The 16,026-nt window shown below is 64.2% G+C and carries 22 protein-coding genes and 1 riboswitch; of the genes, 9 read left to right on the forward strand and 13 right to left on the reverse strand.

All coding sequences use genetic code 11. The features are described from left to right. Positions 1-190 precede the first annotated feature (190 nt). The 10 genes from KQ310_RS07030 to KQ310_RS07075 all read right to left on the reverse strand — a co-directional run bounded on the left by KQ310_RS07030 (position 191) and on the right by KQ310_RS07075 (position 7,720). Positions 191-739, reverse strand: coding sequence for a cupin domain-containing protein (locus KQ310_RS07030; protein ID WP_259721057.1), 549 nt, complete (start codon positions 737-739; stop codon positions 191-193). A 176-nt stretch (positions 740-915) separates the two neighbouring features. Then, positions 916-1,365, reverse strand: a complete 450-nt coding sequence (locus KQ310_RS07035; RefSeq protein WP_259721058.1) for a hypothetical protein — start codon at positions 1,363-1,365, stop codon at positions 916-918. A 60-nt stretch (positions 1,366-1,425) separates the two neighbouring features. Further along, a complete protein-coding gene (locus tag KQ310_RS07040; protein ID WP_259721059.1) occupies positions 1,426-1,905 on the reverse strand; it encodes a VOC family protein in 480 nt (159 codons plus the stop codon). 88 nt (positions 1,906-1,993) lie between these two features. Continuing rightward, on the reverse strand, positions 1,994-2,446 hold the full coding sequence (locus KQ310_RS07045) for a hypothetical protein (RefSeq protein WP_259721060.1): 453 nt from the start codon (positions 2,444-2,446) through the stop codon (positions 1,994-1,996). A gap of 421 nt (positions 2,447-2,867) precedes the next feature. Then, on the reverse strand, positions 2,868-3,647 hold the full coding sequence (locus KQ310_RS07050; protein WP_259721061.1) for an ABC transporter permease: 780 nt from the start codon (positions 3,645-3,647) through the stop codon (positions 2,868-2,870). Then, positions 3,644-4,453 carry an ABC transporter permease gene (locus KQ310_RS07055; RefSeq protein ID WP_259721062.1) on the reverse strand — a complete coding sequence of 270 codons (810 nt, stop codon included), beginning with the start codon at positions 4,451-4,453 and terminating at the stop codon, positions 3,644-3,646. The genes KQ310_RS07050 and KQ310_RS07055 overlap by 4 nt, the downstream gene beginning before the upstream one ends. Before the next feature lie 85 nt (positions 4,454-4,538). Then, on the reverse strand, positions 4,539-5,720 hold the full coding sequence (locus tag KQ310_RS07060) for a PotD/PotF family extracellular solute-binding protein (protein WP_259721063.1): 1,182 nt from the start codon (positions 5,718-5,720) through the stop codon (positions 4,539-4,541). Then, positions 5,720-6,766, reverse strand: a complete 1,047-nt coding sequence (locus tag KQ310_RS07065) for an ABC transporter ATP-binding protein (RefSeq protein ID WP_259721064.1) — start codon at positions 6,764-6,766, stop codon at positions 5,720-5,722. Before KQ310_RS07065 ends, KQ310_RS07060 begins: the two co-directional genes overlap by 1 nt. Before the next feature lie 230 nt (positions 6,767-6,996). After that, positions 6,997-7,260: a hypothetical protein gene (locus KQ310_RS07070; RefSeq protein WP_259721065.1), complete on the reverse strand. Its 264-nt coding sequence runs from the start codon at positions 7,258-7,260 to the stop codon at positions 6,997-6,999. A 160-nt stretch (positions 7,261-7,420) separates the two neighbouring features. Then, positions 7,421-7,720 carry a hypothetical protein gene (locus KQ310_RS07075; RefSeq protein ID WP_259721066.1) on the reverse strand — a complete coding sequence of 100 codons (300 nt, stop codon included), beginning with the start codon at positions 7,718-7,720 and terminating at the stop codon, positions 7,421-7,423. Between the two features lie 365 nt (positions 7,721-8,085). Between KQ310_RS07075 and KQ310_RS07080 the strand changes: the two genes are divergently transcribed. The 4 genes from KQ310_RS07080 to KQ310_RS07095 all read left to right on the forward strand — a co-directional run bounded on the left by KQ310_RS07080 (position 8,086) and on the right by KQ310_RS07095 (position 10,238). After that, a complete protein-coding gene (locus KQ310_RS07080) occupies positions 8,086-8,394 on the forward strand; it encodes a HupE/UreJ family protein (protein WP_259721067.1) in 309 nt (102 codons plus the stop codon). Further along, positions 8,391-8,831 carry a hypothetical protein gene (locus KQ310_RS07085; RefSeq protein WP_259721068.1) on the forward strand — a complete coding sequence of 147 codons (441 nt, stop codon included), beginning with the start codon at positions 8,391-8,393 and terminating at the stop codon, positions 8,829-8,831. Before KQ310_RS07080 ends, KQ310_RS07085 begins: the two co-directional genes overlap by 4 nt. A 32-nt stretch (positions 8,832-8,863) precedes the next feature. Then, a riboswitch (cobalamin riboswitch) is annotated at positions 8,864-9,030 on the forward strand. Positions 9,031-9,051: 21 nt separating this feature from the next. Then, the gene (locus KQ310_RS07090) at positions 9,052-9,660 is read left to right on the forward strand and encodes a HupE/UreJ family protein (protein WP_259721069.1); all 609 of its coding nucleotides are present in this window, start codon (positions 9,052-9,054) and stop codon (positions 9,658-9,660) included. Between the two features lie 59 nt (positions 9,661-9,719). Further along, a complete protein-coding gene (locus tag KQ310_RS07095; protein ID WP_259721070.1) occupies positions 9,720-10,238 on the forward strand; it encodes an NADPH-dependent FMN reductase in 519 nt (172 codons plus the stop codon). Positions 10,239-10,367: 129 nt separating this feature from the next. Here the strand turns inward: KQ310_RS07095 and KQ310_RS07100 are convergent, their stop codons facing one another. Together KQ310_RS07100 and KQ310_RS07105 are read right to left on the reverse strand one after the other, a co-directional pair. Then, positions 10,368-10,889 carry a DUF305 domain-containing protein gene (locus tag KQ310_RS07100; protein ID WP_259721071.1) on the reverse strand — a complete coding sequence of 174 codons (522 nt, stop codon included), beginning with the start codon at positions 10,887-10,889 and terminating at the stop codon, positions 10,368-10,370. A 339-nt stretch (positions 10,890-11,228) separates the two neighbouring features. After that, positions 11,229-11,633, reverse strand: a complete 405-nt coding sequence (locus tag KQ310_RS07105; RefSeq protein ID WP_259721072.1) for a heavy metal-responsive transcriptional regulator — start codon at positions 11,631-11,633, stop codon at positions 11,229-11,231. 63 nt (positions 11,634-11,696) lie between these two features. Here KQ310_RS07105 and KQ310_RS07110 point away from each other — a divergent pair, with 63 nt between their 5' ends. From KQ310_RS07110 to KQ310_RS07130, 5 genes are all read left to right on the forward strand, one after another. Beyond that, positions 11,697-11,912, forward strand: a complete 216-nt coding sequence (locus KQ310_RS07110; RefSeq protein ID WP_259721073.1) for a DUF3721 domain-containing protein — start codon at positions 11,697-11,699, stop codon at positions 11,910-11,912. A 39-nt stretch (positions 11,913-11,951) separates the two neighbouring features. Continuing rightward, positions 11,952-12,206 carry a DUF3721 domain-containing protein gene (locus KQ310_RS07115; protein WP_259721074.1) on the forward strand — a complete coding sequence of 85 codons (255 nt, stop codon included), beginning with the start codon at positions 11,952-11,954 and terminating at the stop codon, positions 12,204-12,206. A 19-nt stretch (positions 12,207-12,225) separates the two neighbouring features. Next, positions 12,226-12,552 (forward strand): hypothetical protein, encoded by a 327-nt coding sequence (locus tag KQ310_RS07120; RefSeq protein ID WP_311134717.1) that lies wholly within the window; start codon positions 12,226-12,228, stop codon positions 12,550-12,552. A gap of 143 nt (positions 12,553-12,695) precedes the next feature. Beyond that, a complete protein-coding gene (locus tag KQ310_RS07125) occupies positions 12,696-14,753 on the forward strand; it encodes a copper-translocating P-type ATPase (protein WP_259721076.1) in 2,058 nt (685 codons plus the stop codon). After that, a complete protein-coding gene (locus KQ310_RS07130; RefSeq protein WP_259721077.1) occupies positions 14,753-15,196 on the forward strand; it encodes a cupredoxin domain-containing protein in 444 nt (147 codons plus the stop codon). The genes KQ310_RS07125 and KQ310_RS07130 overlap by 1 nt, the downstream gene beginning before the upstream one ends. Here the strand turns inward: KQ310_RS07130 and KQ310_RS07135 are convergent. Next, positions 15,193-15,924: a DUF305 domain-containing protein gene (locus tag KQ310_RS07135; protein WP_259721078.1), complete on the reverse strand. Its 732-nt coding sequence runs from the start codon at positions 15,922-15,924 to the stop codon at positions 15,193-15,195. The two genes, KQ310_RS07130 and KQ310_RS07135, sit on opposite strands and share 4 nt — an antisense overlap. Between the last annotated feature and the right edge of the window lie 102 nt (positions 15,925-16,026).

Below are 16,026 nucleotides of genomic sequence, written 5' to 3' on the forward strand. Positions count from 1 at the left end.
CACCACCCCAAATGGGCAAGATTCAGCGTCCACAAAGGTGAATTCAGGCTGATCAACACCCGATCCATCCTCAAATAGTTCATCCCGAACAAACCGCGGCTCCAGACTCTCTTTTAGGACTCGTTGTCCAGAGGTTCCTTAACTGAATCGGTTGTCATGATCAAAAACTCATCCCAAGCAGCTATTCACTTCATTGTCCATCCACCGCATTTGGCGATGACCTGGCCGGTTCGGGTAGACGAAGTCTCGGACTTTCATTTGGAGAAGGTTCGAGTACGGTGATCGGCTTCCCCTTCACCCCCGCGTAAACCACCACAATCTCGGCGGGTTCTGTGCCGTTGTTGCTGCCGTAGTGGGGCTGATTCACCATCTCGATCAGCCCGTCCCCTGCCTTCAGCTGCACCCTGGAGCCCGCCTCACTGATCACCAGCAGCTGCCCGCGAATCAGCATGCCAGCGTTGATCACCGGGTGGATGTGCATGGGTAGTCTCACCCCCGGGGGAATCGTGATGTGCAGCACGGTCACTTCCGGCTCGCCGCTGGGATAGGCGGGCAGCTGTGTTCCATTCCATGCCTGGCCTGAGCGGACCAGCGTCTGCACCTTGACCGCGGCGGGCTCCCCATCCGCCAATGCCCTTGGTCCTGCCCATAGCAGGCTGCCACCGATCAGCAGCAGAGCGAGCCAGCGCTGTCGGTTCTTGAGCCGCGCCTGGGACCTTGTTGTTGCACGCACGGGCATGGGAGGTCTTCGTCACCCAGAAGTCTGGGTGGTTCGCCACAGGATTGCTAGCCCGTTTCTGCCGAGGTCCTGCGGAGCGTGCAGTCGTGGGCCAATTCGCCGAGTGAACTCAGCTCCCATTCTGTATGAAGTTCTTCTTTGAAGTGCTTATATGTGCAGGACAGGTCTATTTGTAATTATTGTGTAGGGAATGGAAAATCAGTGAGGTCTGGTGGCACCCATCGTGCCTTCGCTTCATCCGACCAAACGAGCTCCGGAGAGTAGTGATTGTATAGCCAGGCGATCGTGCATGTGGATACAGCAAGCGTAAAGTCTTGCCAAGCAGAAATTCGGGAACTTGGCTGCGTTAGTTGTTCACGGATCTTTGCAAGAAATGCAATCGTCACAGTTTCATTGTAACCGTTAGGATCGCCGCGCGCTCGGTTGTAATCATTGATTTTGCGTCGGATTGTTTTTAGCGTTTCATTGAAAGTATGATTGTGCAAATAGTAGACGGCTACAGCGAGGTGGGCGCGGTGCGTCCAGTGTTTGTAAGGAAGTTCCTGTACCTCAAACTGGTCGACTAAACGCGCGATCTCGGCATCACTGTTGAGCGGTAGTTCGATCTTCGATGTAGCGGGACTCATCGGCATTGAAAGCAGCGAATCTTGGATCTGAACTAAGTGGGGATTTCAGTCGGATCACGCTCAAGGTGGCGCGGCGGGTAGGGGCCGGATGAAATGACCAGGCATTTTGGCACCGGCCTCTGGATCTTGAGTTAGGTGTTGCATTTGCTCGCCGACTGGTGTGCAGAGTTCAATGAGGCAGCCATCCGGCGCTCGGATATACGAGACGATTTGCCCCCAGGGTTTCGTGACAGGCGCGCTCAATTCAATGGCACCTTCTCCTAATGCATGTGCATGGGCAGAAGCGACGTCAAGCGTTACTAAACCGATTTCCATCCCTAGCGGTATTGTTGATTCATTTGCACGAATATGGCCACCAGCGAAATTCGTATTGCCAAGTGTATGTGCAGCAAATGCTAGCGTTGTTTCTCCGGTCTCAAGTTCTCCATATGTTCCGGATTCATGGAGGAAGCGTCGCTTCAGTCCGAATGCACGCTCGTAGAAACTCAGGGATGAAGCAACATCGGCGACGTACAAAATTGTGTATCCGAGTTTCATCATCAAAATCTAGAAATGTTCATGTCCAGCCTATCCCAAGCGGCGATCGAAGACCCAGCCGTCGGCTTGGACATGCGCCAACGATCGGGGGTCACGCACGCGATTTGCCGCGTCGGCGTGCAACGCTGTTGTTGGGCATCTTCTTGTAGAGGTATGTGAAGTTGCCGTCTTCTCGGGCCTCTGCCCACACCTCTTTCATGCCGTTGGCAGCAAGCAATGCCGTGTATCCAGCTCTACCCAGGCTGTAGTGATCGATCGCATTGACATGAGGTCCTATCGAGCCCTTACATTGGCCCGGTTCCTCACCACCGGTAAACAACAGACAGCCACCCGCCCCGAGGAGACCCAGGGAAGAGATGCGCGGACGTTGTGACGGATAGAGCCCAAGCATGACCGCTGGTAGCGGCAGAAGGGCCAAGTAGTTCAACCAGGGCTGGATAGGCGAGAAGCCCCGATAGATCCATTCCAGGACATCGCTGAAGGTGTGGAAGCTGGGAGCGATCATGGCCCCAAGGATGGTGAGTCGGGTGGCAATGCGATTCATCAGGCCTCCCTGGAAGGTTGTTGTCGTCAAACGCTGATTTGGAAGGCTCGCATCAAACCTCCTTCTCGCTGTCGTCTGCAGCATAGGAGCGCATTGCCCTGAGTGCAGAACTGCTGAATCGCTGTGATGGCACAGGTTCTTGGATGGACGCTTCCAGGCTCTGGTGACTTATGCGGGTCCGCCTATGACCGTTCATGGTGTTACTCAACCCCAGTTTGATCTGTGGTTTCTGATCGTTTTCCTGAGAAGGGTTGCCTGCCATCGCGTAGAAGTAGCAGCAGGATGGGGAGAACACGGCAATCCAGCCAGCCAAGGACTGGCCGACCTGGATGATCGACTCAGTGTTTTTTCAGACCCTCAGCTTTGACGCGCTTGAGGTTCTCGCCTTGGTCGAGGATGCAGGCCACCCACGCCTCAGCTCTCAAGACCGGCTCTGCCGGGATGGTGTCGCCAACACCAGCAGCGCCGCGCTCACCAATAGCACCAGAGTGGAGAGTACCTGGATCTGGGGAGAGATCTCCCTCTGAAAGGCTCCGGCCAGATAGAGCGGCAAGGTCACGATCTCGCCGGCGGTGAAGCTGCTCACGACGTAGTCGTCGAATGACAGGGAGAAGCAGAGCAGGGTGGCCGCCAGGATTCCCGGCGCCAGCAGCGGCAGGGTGACCCGGCGGAAGGCCGCCAGCGGCGGTGCCCCCAGATCCTGGGCGGCCAGCTCCAGGGTTGGATCGAATCCTGCCAGTCGGGCCTTGAGGATCAGCGCCGCGTAGCTGAGGCAGAACAGGCTGTGGGACAGCAGCAAGGTGAGTGGTCCACGCGGTAGATCGATGCCCACGAACAGGTTCAGCAGTGCTGTGGCCAGCACGATCTCCGGGTTGGTGAGCGGCAGGGCCAGCAGCAGCTCAATCGAACGACTGCCGCGCACCCGGGCACGGCCCAGTGCCAGGGCCATCAGCCCCCCCAGCAGCACCGCCAACAGCGCCGCCGCCACGGCCAGGCCGAGGCTCGTGAAGAACGCCTCGGTGAGCGCGGCATCGCGCAGGGGATGGCGCCAGTTCTCCAGGGTGAAGCCCTGCCACACCAGGTTGAAGCGCCCGCGGGGCGCGTTGAAGCTGAACAGCACCGTGACCACCACCGGCGCATAGAGCAACCCGTAGGCCAACGCACTCCACACTCCCAGCGCCAACGATCCCAGGCGGTTCATGGCAGCGGCAGCTCCTCAATGCCACGGCCGCGCAGCTGCAGCAGCACTGCCAGCGTGATCAGCGCCATCAGCACCAGCGTCAGGGCTGCCGCCCGCGGTGCCTGCAGTTGCACCAGCAGCAGGTTGTCGATTGTGTTGGCGATCATCCGCTCGTTCGGCCCACCCAGGAACAGTGGATTCACCACATCGCCGGCGGCGGGGATCAGGCTCAGCAGGATGCCGGCACCGAGCCCCGGCAACGACAGGGGCCATACCACCTGCACAAAACTCCGCAGCGGACCGGCGTGCAGATCGTTGGCGGCCTCCAGCAGCCGTGGATCAATCCGTTCCATCGCCACCACCAGGGGCAGCACCAGGAACGGCAGCAGGTTGTTGGTTAGTCCCAGGATCACCGCGGCGGCGGTGTTCAGCAGCCGTCCATCGCGCAGCACCCCCAACCCATCGAGCACACCCGTGAGCCCCAGGGCCTCCACCAGAGCCAGCACCGGTCCGTTGTCACCCAGCAGGCTGGTCCAGGCGATCGCTCGCACCAGATAGGAGGTGAGTGAGGGCAGTACCACCAGTCCGATCAGCAGCGGTTGCCAGCGCCCGCCTCGGAAGCGGATCGCAAAGGCCAGTGGGTAGGCCAGCACCAGGCCCAGGGCCGTGGCGATAGCGGCAAAGCCGAAGGAGCGCACCAGGATCGGGCCATAGGTCTGCAGCACCTCCAGGTAGTTGGCTATCCGGCCGTTGAACACCGTGTCCAGGCCGAAACGGCTGAGGGGTTCCGACAGCGACAGCGGCACCAGGGCCAGCAGGGGCAGCACGTACAGCCCCAGGAGCCAGAGCAGGCCTGGCGCCAGCAGTGCCCACGGCCACCAGCACCGCCGCCGGCGGGCCCCAGCCCTCCCCTCAGCCCTCGGTGATGCGGGCAAAGCGCTCCTCCCAGCGGGCCTCCTCGGAATCGCTCAGGGGGCCGAAAATGTGGAGTCTTTTCTGCTCCGCCGCATCCGGGAACATCAGCGGACTGGCGGCCAGGGCGGCTGTGGCCGGATCCTTGGCCAGGATGTCGCGCACCCCCTCCACCGGTGAGATGTATTGCACGGCAGCGGCGATGCGGGCCGCCTCGATCGGGTCGTAGACCCAGTTGAGCCATTGGGCCACTTCCTTGCGGTGGCGGGCGCCCTTGGGCATCAGCATCACGTCGGCCCAGAGCACGCCACCGCTTTCCGGCACCAGGAAGCGCAGGTCGGGCTGCTCCAGAGCCAGCTGGGCCACATCCCCCGACCAGCCGATGCAGGCGGCCAGATTCCCGGCCAGCAGATCGTTCTGATAGTCGTTGCCGGTGAAGCGGCGGATCTGCCCATCGCGGCGGGCCTTCTCCAGCCGATCGAACGACGGTTGGGCCTCCTCCCAGGTGGGGCGCCTGATGTCCTTGCCGTCGGCCAGCATCAGCAGCCCCATGGTGTCGCGCATCTCCAGCAGTGCTGACACCCGACCCTTCAGGGCAGGATCGAATAGGTCGTCGATGCCGCGCAGTTCGCGACCTGTGGCCTTGATGTTGTATGCGATGCCTGCGATGCCGGACTGCCAGGGCAGGCTGTAGCGCTGCTGCGGATCCCAGGAGGGGTTGCGCAGGGAGGGGATGAGGTTGCGGGCGTTGGGCACGTCGGCCAGGGGTAGCGGCTCCACCCAGCCGAGCCGGATCAGCCGCTCGGCCATCCAGGAGGTGAGCACCACCAGGTCCTGGGAGAGGGGCTGGCCGGCGGCCAGCTGGGGCCGGATGCGTGCGAAGAACTGGCGCACGTCGTTGACATCTTCGACGTAGCGCAGACGGATGCCGGTGTCCTTGCTGAAGCGCTCGACACTGCCGGGGGCGCCTGGGGCGCCCGGATCGATGTAGAGCGGAAAAGTGGAGATCACCAGCTCGCCACCGCGATCACCTCCGCCATCCCCGGCGCCATCACCCGTGTTCCCGCCGGGTCCCCGCCCGCAGGCCTGCAGCAGCGCCGGTGCCAGAACGGCGCCTGAGGCCCCCCAGGCCAGCCGTTTCAGGAAGGTTCGACGGCCGTACGGGGGCGAAACGTGGGACATCAAGGCAACGAGGCCTCCAGGAGATGACTGTCGGCCGGATCCCAGCGGCACCAGAGTTCCGTTCCGATGCGCAGATTCTCCGGCAGGGCGGCGCTGGTGTCTATGGCGATCAGGGGTAGGTCATCGGCGCAGCACAGCCGCACCTCCACCGTGGCTCCCTGAAAGGCGAGCTCGCGCACCCGTGCCCGCAGCCCCCGCTCGCCCTCCGTTGGTGGGCTGGCACTGAGCCGCAGACGCTCGGGCCGCAGCAGCCGCAATCCGCCCGCGGCACCTTCGGGCAGCAGGTTGGCGGCGCCCAGGAAGGTGGCCACCACGGCGCTGCGGGGGTGGTCGTACAGCTGCCGTGGCGTGCCCACCTGCTCCAGCCGGCCTCCATGCAGCACCGCCAGGCGGTCGCTGAGGCTGAGGGCTTCCTCCCGGTCGTGGGTCACCAGCAGGAAGGTGATGCCCACCTCCCGCTGGATGCGCTTGAGCTCGGAGCGCATCGTGCGGCGCAGGTCGGGGTCGAGGGCGGCCAGCGGTTCGTCGAGCAGCAGGGCGGCCGGTGCATTCACCAGCGCCCGCGCCAGGGCCACCCGCTGCTGTTGGCCGCCGGAAAGCTGGTGGGGCCGCCGCCGCGCCAGCTCAGGCAGTCGCACCACCTCGAGCACCTCCCCCACTCTCCGGCGGATCTCCGGTTCCGTCAGGCGTTGCGAGCGGGGCCCGAAGGCCACGTTGTCCCAGACGCTGAGATGGGGGAAGAGGGCGTAGTTCTGAAACACCAGGTTCACGGGCCGCCGGTGTGGTGGCGCCTCGGTGAGGTCGCGGCCCTGCAGCAGGATCCGGCCCGCCTGGGGGCGATCGAAACCCGCGATCAGGCGCAGGGTGGTGGTCTTGCCGCAGCCGGAGGGGCCCAGCAGGGAAAAGAACTCCCCCGCGGCGATCGAGAGGCTCAGGTCCTCAATGGCGGCGGCGTCGCCGTAGCGCCGGCTCACGTTGCGCAGGGCAATCACGTCGGAGGGCAAAGCCTCGATGCTGCCGTTCTCCCTGGCGGGCTCCGTGAGCACAGGTGGTGCGCGATTGGGCCACTCTTTAGCAATTCCTCCGCCAACCTGAGGTCCACCGCTGACGGATCCCCATTCGCCTCAGGCGTTCTTGCTGACCCTGTCGCTGATCAGAACTTCCATATGTCCTCCTCGGGCCGAGTGGTTAACTGTTGAGGACTTGTGTCAACTGGCCAGCCAACTGTTGAAGCATCGCTTTTCGTCTCCCCAATGAATAGGGGCTGCTGTCTTGATCACCTGGCTGCCCGGTCGGGACCAAGCAACAGTGCCTTGGTGTTTCCCTCCAGCCGAATGCTCTCGATCAGGAGATAGAGGCTCAGAAACAGTGAGCCTCCGAAGGCAGCAAGGAGTGCCAGGCCTAGGCCGGCAGGCGAGAAGTGGTGCCGCCATGCCACCCAGGTCCCGGACAGGCCAAGCATGCAAAGGAAATCGAGGTCGAATTGACCCGGCCATCCCACCTCGGCCATGTCGCCAATCAACAATGACAGCAGGCCCATCCCATGGCTGGAGGCAACAACTCCTGTGTAGCCCGCGATCACAAGGAAGACAACGACCAGAGCGAAACGAAAAACACCCATGCGCTCACTCTTTCTCAACGAGGTGCCGTAAGCCTACGATCACATTCTGATCGTCAATGTGGTGGGTGCCGATGGAGACTCACTGCAGATCTCCTGCTTCTACCCGCGCCCGAATCTTCTTCAGCAGTTCCCGCACCTGGGGGGTGCAGTCATAAAACATCCCACCGTGGCGAGCGCTCCTGGCCACGAAGAACAGGGCGCAGCGCAGTTCCGTGAGCGTGGTTGCACCATTGTTGTTGGCCAGATCGGCGCAGGCCTCGAATGACCCGGCTGCTTCGTAACCATTGATCGTGTGGGCGAAGTGCTCCCAGCCGTGCAGGTCTCCCTCGGGATCAGGAATCCGTGCAAGATCGGGCTGGCGGTTGGTCAGTTCCTTCAAAATGGTCGGCTGCTGCCTGGTTGGAGACTAGGGGCGCTTCTTCATGGGCATGGCTGGTTCTGGCAACAAGATCCTGAAGGGCTTGCCCGTCCTGCCTCTGGGCCAGGACGGTTTTGCTGTGCATTCTTTTTCGCTGTGCATTTGTTTCTGCCCAGGGCGAGTGGGCGCAATAGCAGTCCAGGTCCCCGCACTGTTCTTCGCAGGAAGATTCGCTCGGCAGCCCGCCCTCGCCTGCACGCTGATTTCAGACGTGCGCCCCCGCTCAGATGAACGACGACCAACTCTGCTTTGCCCCTGAGCCCCCTGGCCGCGGGGCGAGTTCTGGTCCCAGATGCGGCAACCTTGACGGCATCCGCGAGCAGCCGATGCGCCGAGCCTGCTGGTTGTCCCTGGCCCGCACGGCGGCGGTTGGGCTGTCTCCCCCCGCCTGGGCCCATGCCGAGAGTGGCCACGGCGGTGGCTTTGTGGCCGGTTTTCTGCACCCCATCGCCGGGCTCGATCATGTGGTGGCGATGGTGGCCGTGGGCCTCTGGGGTGCCGTGCTTGGTCCCCCTGCTCTGGGGGTTCTGCTGGGCGAGACTCGCCGCTGGCCAGGTGGGCGCTCCTTCGTGCGAACAACTGGGGGTGGCGTGACTCTGGTGGGACTGTGGTTTCTGGAGCGGGCCCTCACGTGAGCATCCTGGCCCATCTGGTTCCCACCGGGCTGGGTCCCTGGGGTGACGGCATCGCCCGGCTCCTGCTGGACCCCACAGATCTTCTGCTGATTGTTTGTCTGGTGCTGCTGGCCTTCCCCTGTATGGCCGTGATCACCCTGATCGGGTGTCTCACTGCCCTGGGGGTTCGGCTGGGTCGGCTGGTCGTCCTGGTGCTCAGCACCAGCCTCACGATCGCCTTCGCGATGGTGGTGGGCTCCACCCTGGCCGGTCATCAGGGTGCTCTGCCGGCTCTGCTGGGCGAGGTGGTGGCGATCGCCGTGCTCGTCAGTCTGCTGTTGTTGCCCCTGGCCCCGCCCCAGCCGCGCTGGCTGGCCATCGGCCTGCGGGTGGGCGGCAGCTGGATCGCCGCTGCCGGCCTGCTGATGCTCGGCTGGCTGTGGCGACATCCGCAGTAAGGGGAGCGTTGGTTCCCCTGAGGGATGAGGGGCAGCAGAATGGCGCGAACGGTTCCAGAGGGTCACTCCCTGGAGGCAAGGAGGAAAGTCCGGTGGGGTGCGGGTTCGTCCTGCGCTGAGTCCGGCACTGTCCCGCAGCTGTGATGGAGGCCCTCCGGCTTTCTCAGTCAGAACGCTCGCCGTGTTCAACCACCATCACCGGCGCGGACCGGCTCATTCGATGACACCCTCCTTCTCCTTCCGATCCCTGGCCTCGATCGTGGGCGCTTCCTGCCTGGCGATGCTGCTGCTGGATCAGCCGGCCCAGGCCCACGGCATCGCTCAGGGCGGCGTCGCTGCCGGCTTCCTGCATCCGATCAGCGGTGCCGATCACTTGTTGCTGCTGATCGGTGTGGGGGCGGCCGCCTCCTGCATCTCCAGTCAGCTGCTGCTCTGGGGCCTGGCTGGTGCCATGGCCGGTGGGGTGTTCGGGGCGATGGGAGGCAGCTTGCCGGCCCAGGAACTGCTGGCGGCCCTGGCGATCACGGCGGTGGCGGTGCTGGCGCTGCGCAGCCTGGGCGCCCGCCAGGCACCCCAGATCAGTGGCTGTGGTGCCCTGGTGGGCACTGCTGTGGCCGTTCACGCCATGCTGCACGGCCTGGAGGCCCCGGCGGACGGCTCTGCCGCGCTGTGGTGGCTGGGCGCCTTCGGAGCCTCGCTGCTGGTGAGTGGCGGCAGTTTCCTGCTGCTGCGACGCCTGCCCCTGGGCTTGACCCAGGGACTCGCCCTGCTGCTTGCCCTCTGTGGGGGCGTGATCGCCCTGGAGCCCATCGGGCAGCTGGTGCGCTGATCCCTTGGTGCGCTGATCCTGGCGTTCTCGCCCACTCCTTGCCCTTCATCCGGTTCTCCATGTCCGCCGATGTCCTCGTGATCTCCGTCAGTGCCGGCGAGAATCTCCGGCTCGCTGAGCGCTTTGCGGCAGCGGCACGCGGGCACGACCTGTCCGCGGAGGTGTTCGGCCTGACGGAGCTGCCACTGCCTCTGTTCAATCCTCTGACCCTGGCGGAGAGCGGCATCCCCGCCGGGGTTGCCGAGCTCAATGCACGGCTGGATGCATCTCCCCGCTGGGTGATCTGCACACCGGAGTACAACGGCTCGATCCCGCCACTGTTCACCAGTGCCGTCGCCTGGCTATCGGTGCAGGGGGACGATTTTCGCAGGTTGTTCAACCATCGGCCGATCGCGATTGCCACCCACTCTGGCGGTGGTGGCTACACGGTGCTCACCGCGCTGCGGCTGCAGTTGGCCCATCTCGGTGCCAATCTGGTCGGCCGGCAGCTGGTGAGCAATCGCGCCAATCCAGCCAAGGACGACTCGATCGATGATCTGGTGGTGCGTCTGCAGAGGCTGGCAGCGATCAATCACTGATTGATCAGCATTTGATTGATTGGCAATTAATCGATCAATCGCTGATTGACCCACAACGGATTGATCACTAACGGATCAATCAAGAACTGATTGATCCACAGTCGAATCGATTGATCCGGGCGCAGGCTCTCAGCGTGGCGCCTGCTGAGTTCCGTACCACTTTCGGTACCACTGCTCCATCTGTTCAATCTCCTCGCTCTGTACCCGCACCATGGCTTGCTGCAGCTTGCGCAGCTCGGGGTGTTGGGCGTTGATCTGGGCCATGGAGGCCATCATCACGCCCATCTGATGGTGGGGAATCATCTGTTCAATGAAGGCTCGATCGAAGTCTGGAGCCTGGCTCAGGGCGACCAGGTTGGTGCCCCAACCCATGGGCCCGCCCCCCATTCCCATCCCCATTCCCATCGCTCCCATCCCGCCCTGCCAGCCCCAGCCCGCGCCAGGTCCCCAGGTGGGCACGCTTTGGCCGAACCATTGCTGATACCAGGCGCGCATCTGGGCGTTTTCTTCGGTCTGACTGGTCTTGATGCTCTTCGCCAGGGCCTTGATCTCAGGCCGCTGCGCGCGGGTGAGGGCGAGATCGGCCATGGCAATCGCACCGTCGTGGTGGGGGATCATCATCACGATGAACTGCTGGTCCGAATAGCCCATCCCCATCCGGCCCGGGCCTCCCACGCCTCCTCCAGTCCCGGGCATGCCCGCCCCGCCTCCGTACCCGGGCATGCCTGGTGCTCCTCCAGTTCCATGCATGCCTGCACCGCCCCAACCCTGGGACAGGCACTGGGCGCCGGGCCACAGGCAGATCGTGATCACTCCTCCTGCGCCCAGCAGCAGTAGGGCTGGCCGTCCGAAGAGTCTTCGGCGTGGATCGTTGGTGGTCATCCTTTGAACACCGCTCGCTAATCGTCCATTTCCAAGGTGGCCACGGGCTAGCTAGTGGATTGACAAGTCAGCCGAATGTTCACGCGCCCTCCGCCGGCCGGGGGCTGCTCAGACGTTGAGATTCGGGCAGATCACGGCAATGTTCGGCGCTGGATCGCTTTGCCAGTTCGTAAGCAGGCTTTGCAGTTCCTTCCTGAACAGACGCAGCTCCCGAAGCCTTTTGTCCACCAGATCGATCTGCCGTTGGAGCTGCCGCTGGATGTCGCCGCAGGGGAGCTCGCCGGCATCGTGCACCGCCAGACACTCCTGAATTTCATCAAGAGTCAGACCGAGGCTCTTGAGCCGCCGGATGAAGTCCAGGCGCCGCAGGCTCTCCTCGGCGAACAGGCGGTAACCGCCTTCGCTGCGGCCCAACGCCGGCAGCAGGCCGAGATCTTCGTAGTAGCGGAGGGTCTTGATCGGCAGGCCACTGCGGCTGGCGAGGGCCCCGATCTTCATGCCAACGGCGGTCATGGGCTTGACTCTCCTCTCGTGGGGAGACTCTAAGGTGACGGATCTGTGCTCCCCCCTCACTCCGTGAACCGCTTCGCTCTCGCTCTCCTGGTATCGGCTGGCGTCTGCCTGGGCAGCAGCGAGGCCCGTGCCCAGGCCAACGACATGTTTCCGAGCCGGGCCGCTGCCGAACAGCGAGCCAAGGAACTCCAGTGCAGTGGTGCCTTCGCGATGGGAAAGGAATGGATGCCCTGCCAGAACTTTGATGTGTACGAGAAGGCCGTCTCCCAGGAGAAGTGACACCATCAGTTCCTTTCTGACCATCCCCGCGAGACCACGATGACCCCGCACATCAGCGGCCCCTTCCAGCAGCCCAACCGTTGGGCCCTGCTGACTGCCCTGGCAGCTGCGGCCTTCGCCCCGTTGCTCACCACCTCAGCCGCTGAGGCGCATATGAAGGGCATGTTCAAGACCAAGCAGGACGCTGAAAAACGTGCCGCCGAGCTCAAGTGCAAGGGAGCTTTTGCCATGGGCTCGCTGTGGATGCCCTGTGCCAATGAGCAGGCGCTCCACAAGGCTCTGCAGAACAACTGACCCAACGCAGGGGATCCCCTTGAGCCGACGTCATCTGCGCCGCCGCATCCATCGAGCCCTGGTGCCGATCGCAGCGGTCCCCCTGATCATCACCGCGCTGTCGGGCTCGATCTATGGACTGATGCTGGCGAACAACATCGATGCCTTCTGGCTGCTCAAGGTCCACACGGGCAACTTCGGGATGCTCAATCTGCAGCCCTATTACTCGGCGATCATCGGAATTCTGACGTTGATGATTGCCATCTCCGGCGTCGGCCTGATGTTCGGCGGTCGCCGCAAGCAACCAACATCACAGAGCCCAGAGGCGAAAGATCCGGAATCAAGATACGAAAATCACCGGACATAGCTCTCTATCTGACTGGACATCACTAACTTGAAGCCATAGCCCCGCGCCAACGCCAGGCCCCTGATGTCACGCACCCAATGAGCGCCCCTTCCCCCGGCCCACCCTGCTGCCATGCCGAGGGCCCAGCCGGATCAGCGGACAGTATGTCTGGATCGGCGGACGGCATGGAGCGGGAGCTGGCCCGGGAGCGCACCCTGCTGCGCCGCAAGGTCAGCGTGGCTGCCGTGCTCACCGTTTTGGTGATGTTCTCCAGCCTGCCCCACATGCTGGGGCTTCACAGCCTTGCGTTCCTGCCGCTCTGGTTCAGCAGCCCCTGGACCCAGTTGATCCTCACCACCCCGGTGTTGTTCTGGTGCGGACGTGACTTCTTCACCGGCGCCGTGTCGGCTTTGCGGCAGCACTCCGCCGACATGAACACCCTGGTGGCGGCCGGCACCGGCATCGCTTACCTCACCTCGCTGTTCACCACCCTGTTCCCGCAGGTGCTGATCGCTGAAGGCCTGCCGGCCGACGTCTACTACGAAACCGTGGCGGTGATCCTCACCCTGGTGCTGCTGGGCCGGCTGCTGGAGGCCCGGGCCCGCGGCCAGACCTCAGAAGCGATCCGGCTGCTGCTGCAGCTGCAGCCCCCCACCGCCCGAGTGCTGCGGGAAGGACAACCGGTTGACGTGCCGGTGTCGCTGGTGGTGGTGGGGGACCTGGTGCAGGTACGACCGGGCGAGAAGCTGCCCGTCGATGGGGTGGTCGAAGAGGGCAGCTCCTGGGTGGAGGAATCGATGCTCACCGGTGAACCCACACCTGTCGCCAAAGCGCCTGGCGATGCGGTGATCGGCGCCTCAATGAACCGCAGCGGCAGTTTCACCTTCCGGGTCAGCCGGGTGGGCGGCGACACGGTGCTGGCCCAGATCGTGGAGCTGGTGCGCCAGGCCCAGAGCTCCCGCACCCAGGTGCAGCGCCTGGCCGATCAGGTGGTGGGCTGGTTCGTGCCGGTGGTGATCGCCCTGGCCATCGCCGCCTTCGTGGTGTGGTTCCTGGTGAGCGGCAATCCCGTGCTGGCGATGCTGTTTCTGGTGAGCGTGCTGGTGATCGCCTGCCCCTGCGCCCTGGGCCTGGCCACCCCCACCTCGATCATGGTGGCCTCCGGCAAGGGGGCCGAGAACGGCCTGATCTTTCGCAGCGCCGAGGCTCTGGAGACGGCCGGCAAGCTGCGCACCGTCGTGCTCGACAAGACCGGCACCCTCACCCGCGGCCAGCCGGAGGTGACCGATTTCGAGCGGCTGAACGGTGGTGGACTTCCGGCCCGCACCCTGCTGGCCCTCACCGCCGCGATCGAATCACGTTCCGAACACCCCCTGGCTGAAGCGATCGTGACCTATGCCCGCAGCCAGTTGAAGGACGGCGCACTGCCTGCGGTGGAGGGCTTCGAGGCCGTGGCCGGCCGCGGCGTGCAGGGATCGATCGCCGGCCAGCAGGTGCGGGTCGGCACCCCCCGCTGGTTCGAGGAGCTCGGCATCGACACCGCCGCCCTCAAGCCCCTGGTGGAGCGCCTCGAGGCGGCCGCCTGCAGTGTGGCGGCCGTGGTGGTGGACGGGAGGATCGAGGCCTGCTTCGGGGTGGCCGATCCCCTCAAAGCGAGTTCAGCGGCTGCCGTGGCCGCCCTGCGGCGCCTGGGTCTGCAGGTGGTGATGCTCAGCGGCGACGCCCGCCGCACCGCCGAGGTGGTGGCCGCCCAGGTGGGGATCGAGCGGGTGATCGCCGAGGTGCGCCCCGCCGACAAGGCCTCGGTGATTCGCAAGCTGCAGGAGCAGGGAGAGGGCCCGGTGGCGATGGTGGGCGACGGCATCAACGACGCCCCCGCCCTGGCCCAGGCCGACGTGGGCATCGCCATGGGCACCGGCACCGATGTGGCGATCGCCGCCAGCGACATCACCCTGATCTCCGGCAACCTGGCCGGCGTGCCGGCGGCGATCGAGCTCAGCCGCGCTGCCATGGCCAACATCCGCCAGAACCTGTTCTTCGCCTTCGCCTACAACGTGGCCGGCATCCCGATCGCCGCCGGCCTGCTGTTCCCCCTCACCGGCTGGCTGCTGAGCCCGATGATCGCCGGCGGCGCCATGGCCTTCAGCTCCGTGTCGGTGGTGAGCAATGCCCTGAGGCTGCGGAACTTTCGGCCCAAGCCCCTGCCCGTTGCCGCCAGTTGATGACCCATCTCTTTGCTGCCGACCTGGTCAAAGCCGAACCGCTCTGGCGTGCCATTGATCAGCCCGTGGTGCTGAAGGCCCTGGTCGCCACCGTTGGTGTGTTGCTGATCGCCTGGGAACTGTGGTGGTTCCTCGGCCGCCATGGCGGTGGTGTGGCGGCCCGCGACGGCGAGGCGGGCGTGCAGGACATCACCATCACCGTGGATGGCGGCTATGCGCCCTCAAGAATCAAAGTGAAGGCCGGCCGGCCGCTGCGGCTGGCGTTTCACCGGATCGATCCGAGCGGCTGCGTGGCCCAGGTGATCTTCCCCGATTTCCACAAGACCCTTGATCTGCCCCTTGATGCCACAACAACCCTGGAATTGCCGCCTACCGAAGCCGGCAGCTATCCCTTCCACTGCGGCATGAACATGGTGCGAGGCGTGCTGGAGGTTGTGGACTAGAGGGCAAAGAGCGCGTCGTAGTTGTGGTATTCCGGCTTGCGCAACCCCTCCACCGCCAGCATCCGGCGCAGCTCTCTGATCTCGGCCCGTTGGGCCACGATCACGGCCCGGGCAAAGCGCCGGATCGTGGGGTTCGTGCTCTTGGCCAGAGCGTCGTGGGCCATGATCAGCGCGCCGCCGTGGTGGTCGAGCATCCCTTCGAGGAACCACACCACCCGGTTCTCCCTGGTGGGTCCGTCGCCCATCATCCGCATGCCGTCGATCTGGGCCTGGCTCATCCGGGTCAGACCAGACAGGCTGTTGGGATCGCCGCCGGCCGCCAGCGCCACCGGATAGACGGGAGCCTGGGGGTACCAGGCCTTGCGCCAGAGGCCCATGGCGCGGATCTCCTGGGCCTGATCCCGCCAGATCGTCTTGCCCAGGGCCCCGACACCGGGTTGGCCGATGTCGAACACGAATTCGCTCATGCGCAGGGCACCGGTGTGGTGCTGCACCATGCCGTCGATGAAGCGCAGGTCGTAGGTGACGCCGGCCGGGCCCACGTCATGGGCATGACCGGCATGGGCAGGATCCACTCCGGTTGGAGTCGTCATGCCTGGCATGTCGTCCATGCCGCGATGACCCTCGTGGGGATCCCCCTGGGCGAAGGCCGTGGACGACATCGTGGAAGACAACAGCACAGCTGCAGCCAGGGCCGTGAAGCTGATCCGAAGCGTGCCTGCTGGCATCAAAACAAGGCGAATGACGCCACCGTATGGGCTCCCCTTCACTGGAGAGTCAAGGGTGATGTTGGTGGTCTCTCGGCTTGCTGGCACAGCGAGCAGCAGGGT

Origin of the sequence: Synechococcus sp. CS-1328, from assembly GCF_025128095.1 — a bacterium.
GTDB lineage: Bacteria > Cyanobacteriota > Cyanobacteriia > PCC-6307 > Cyanobiaceae > CBW1002.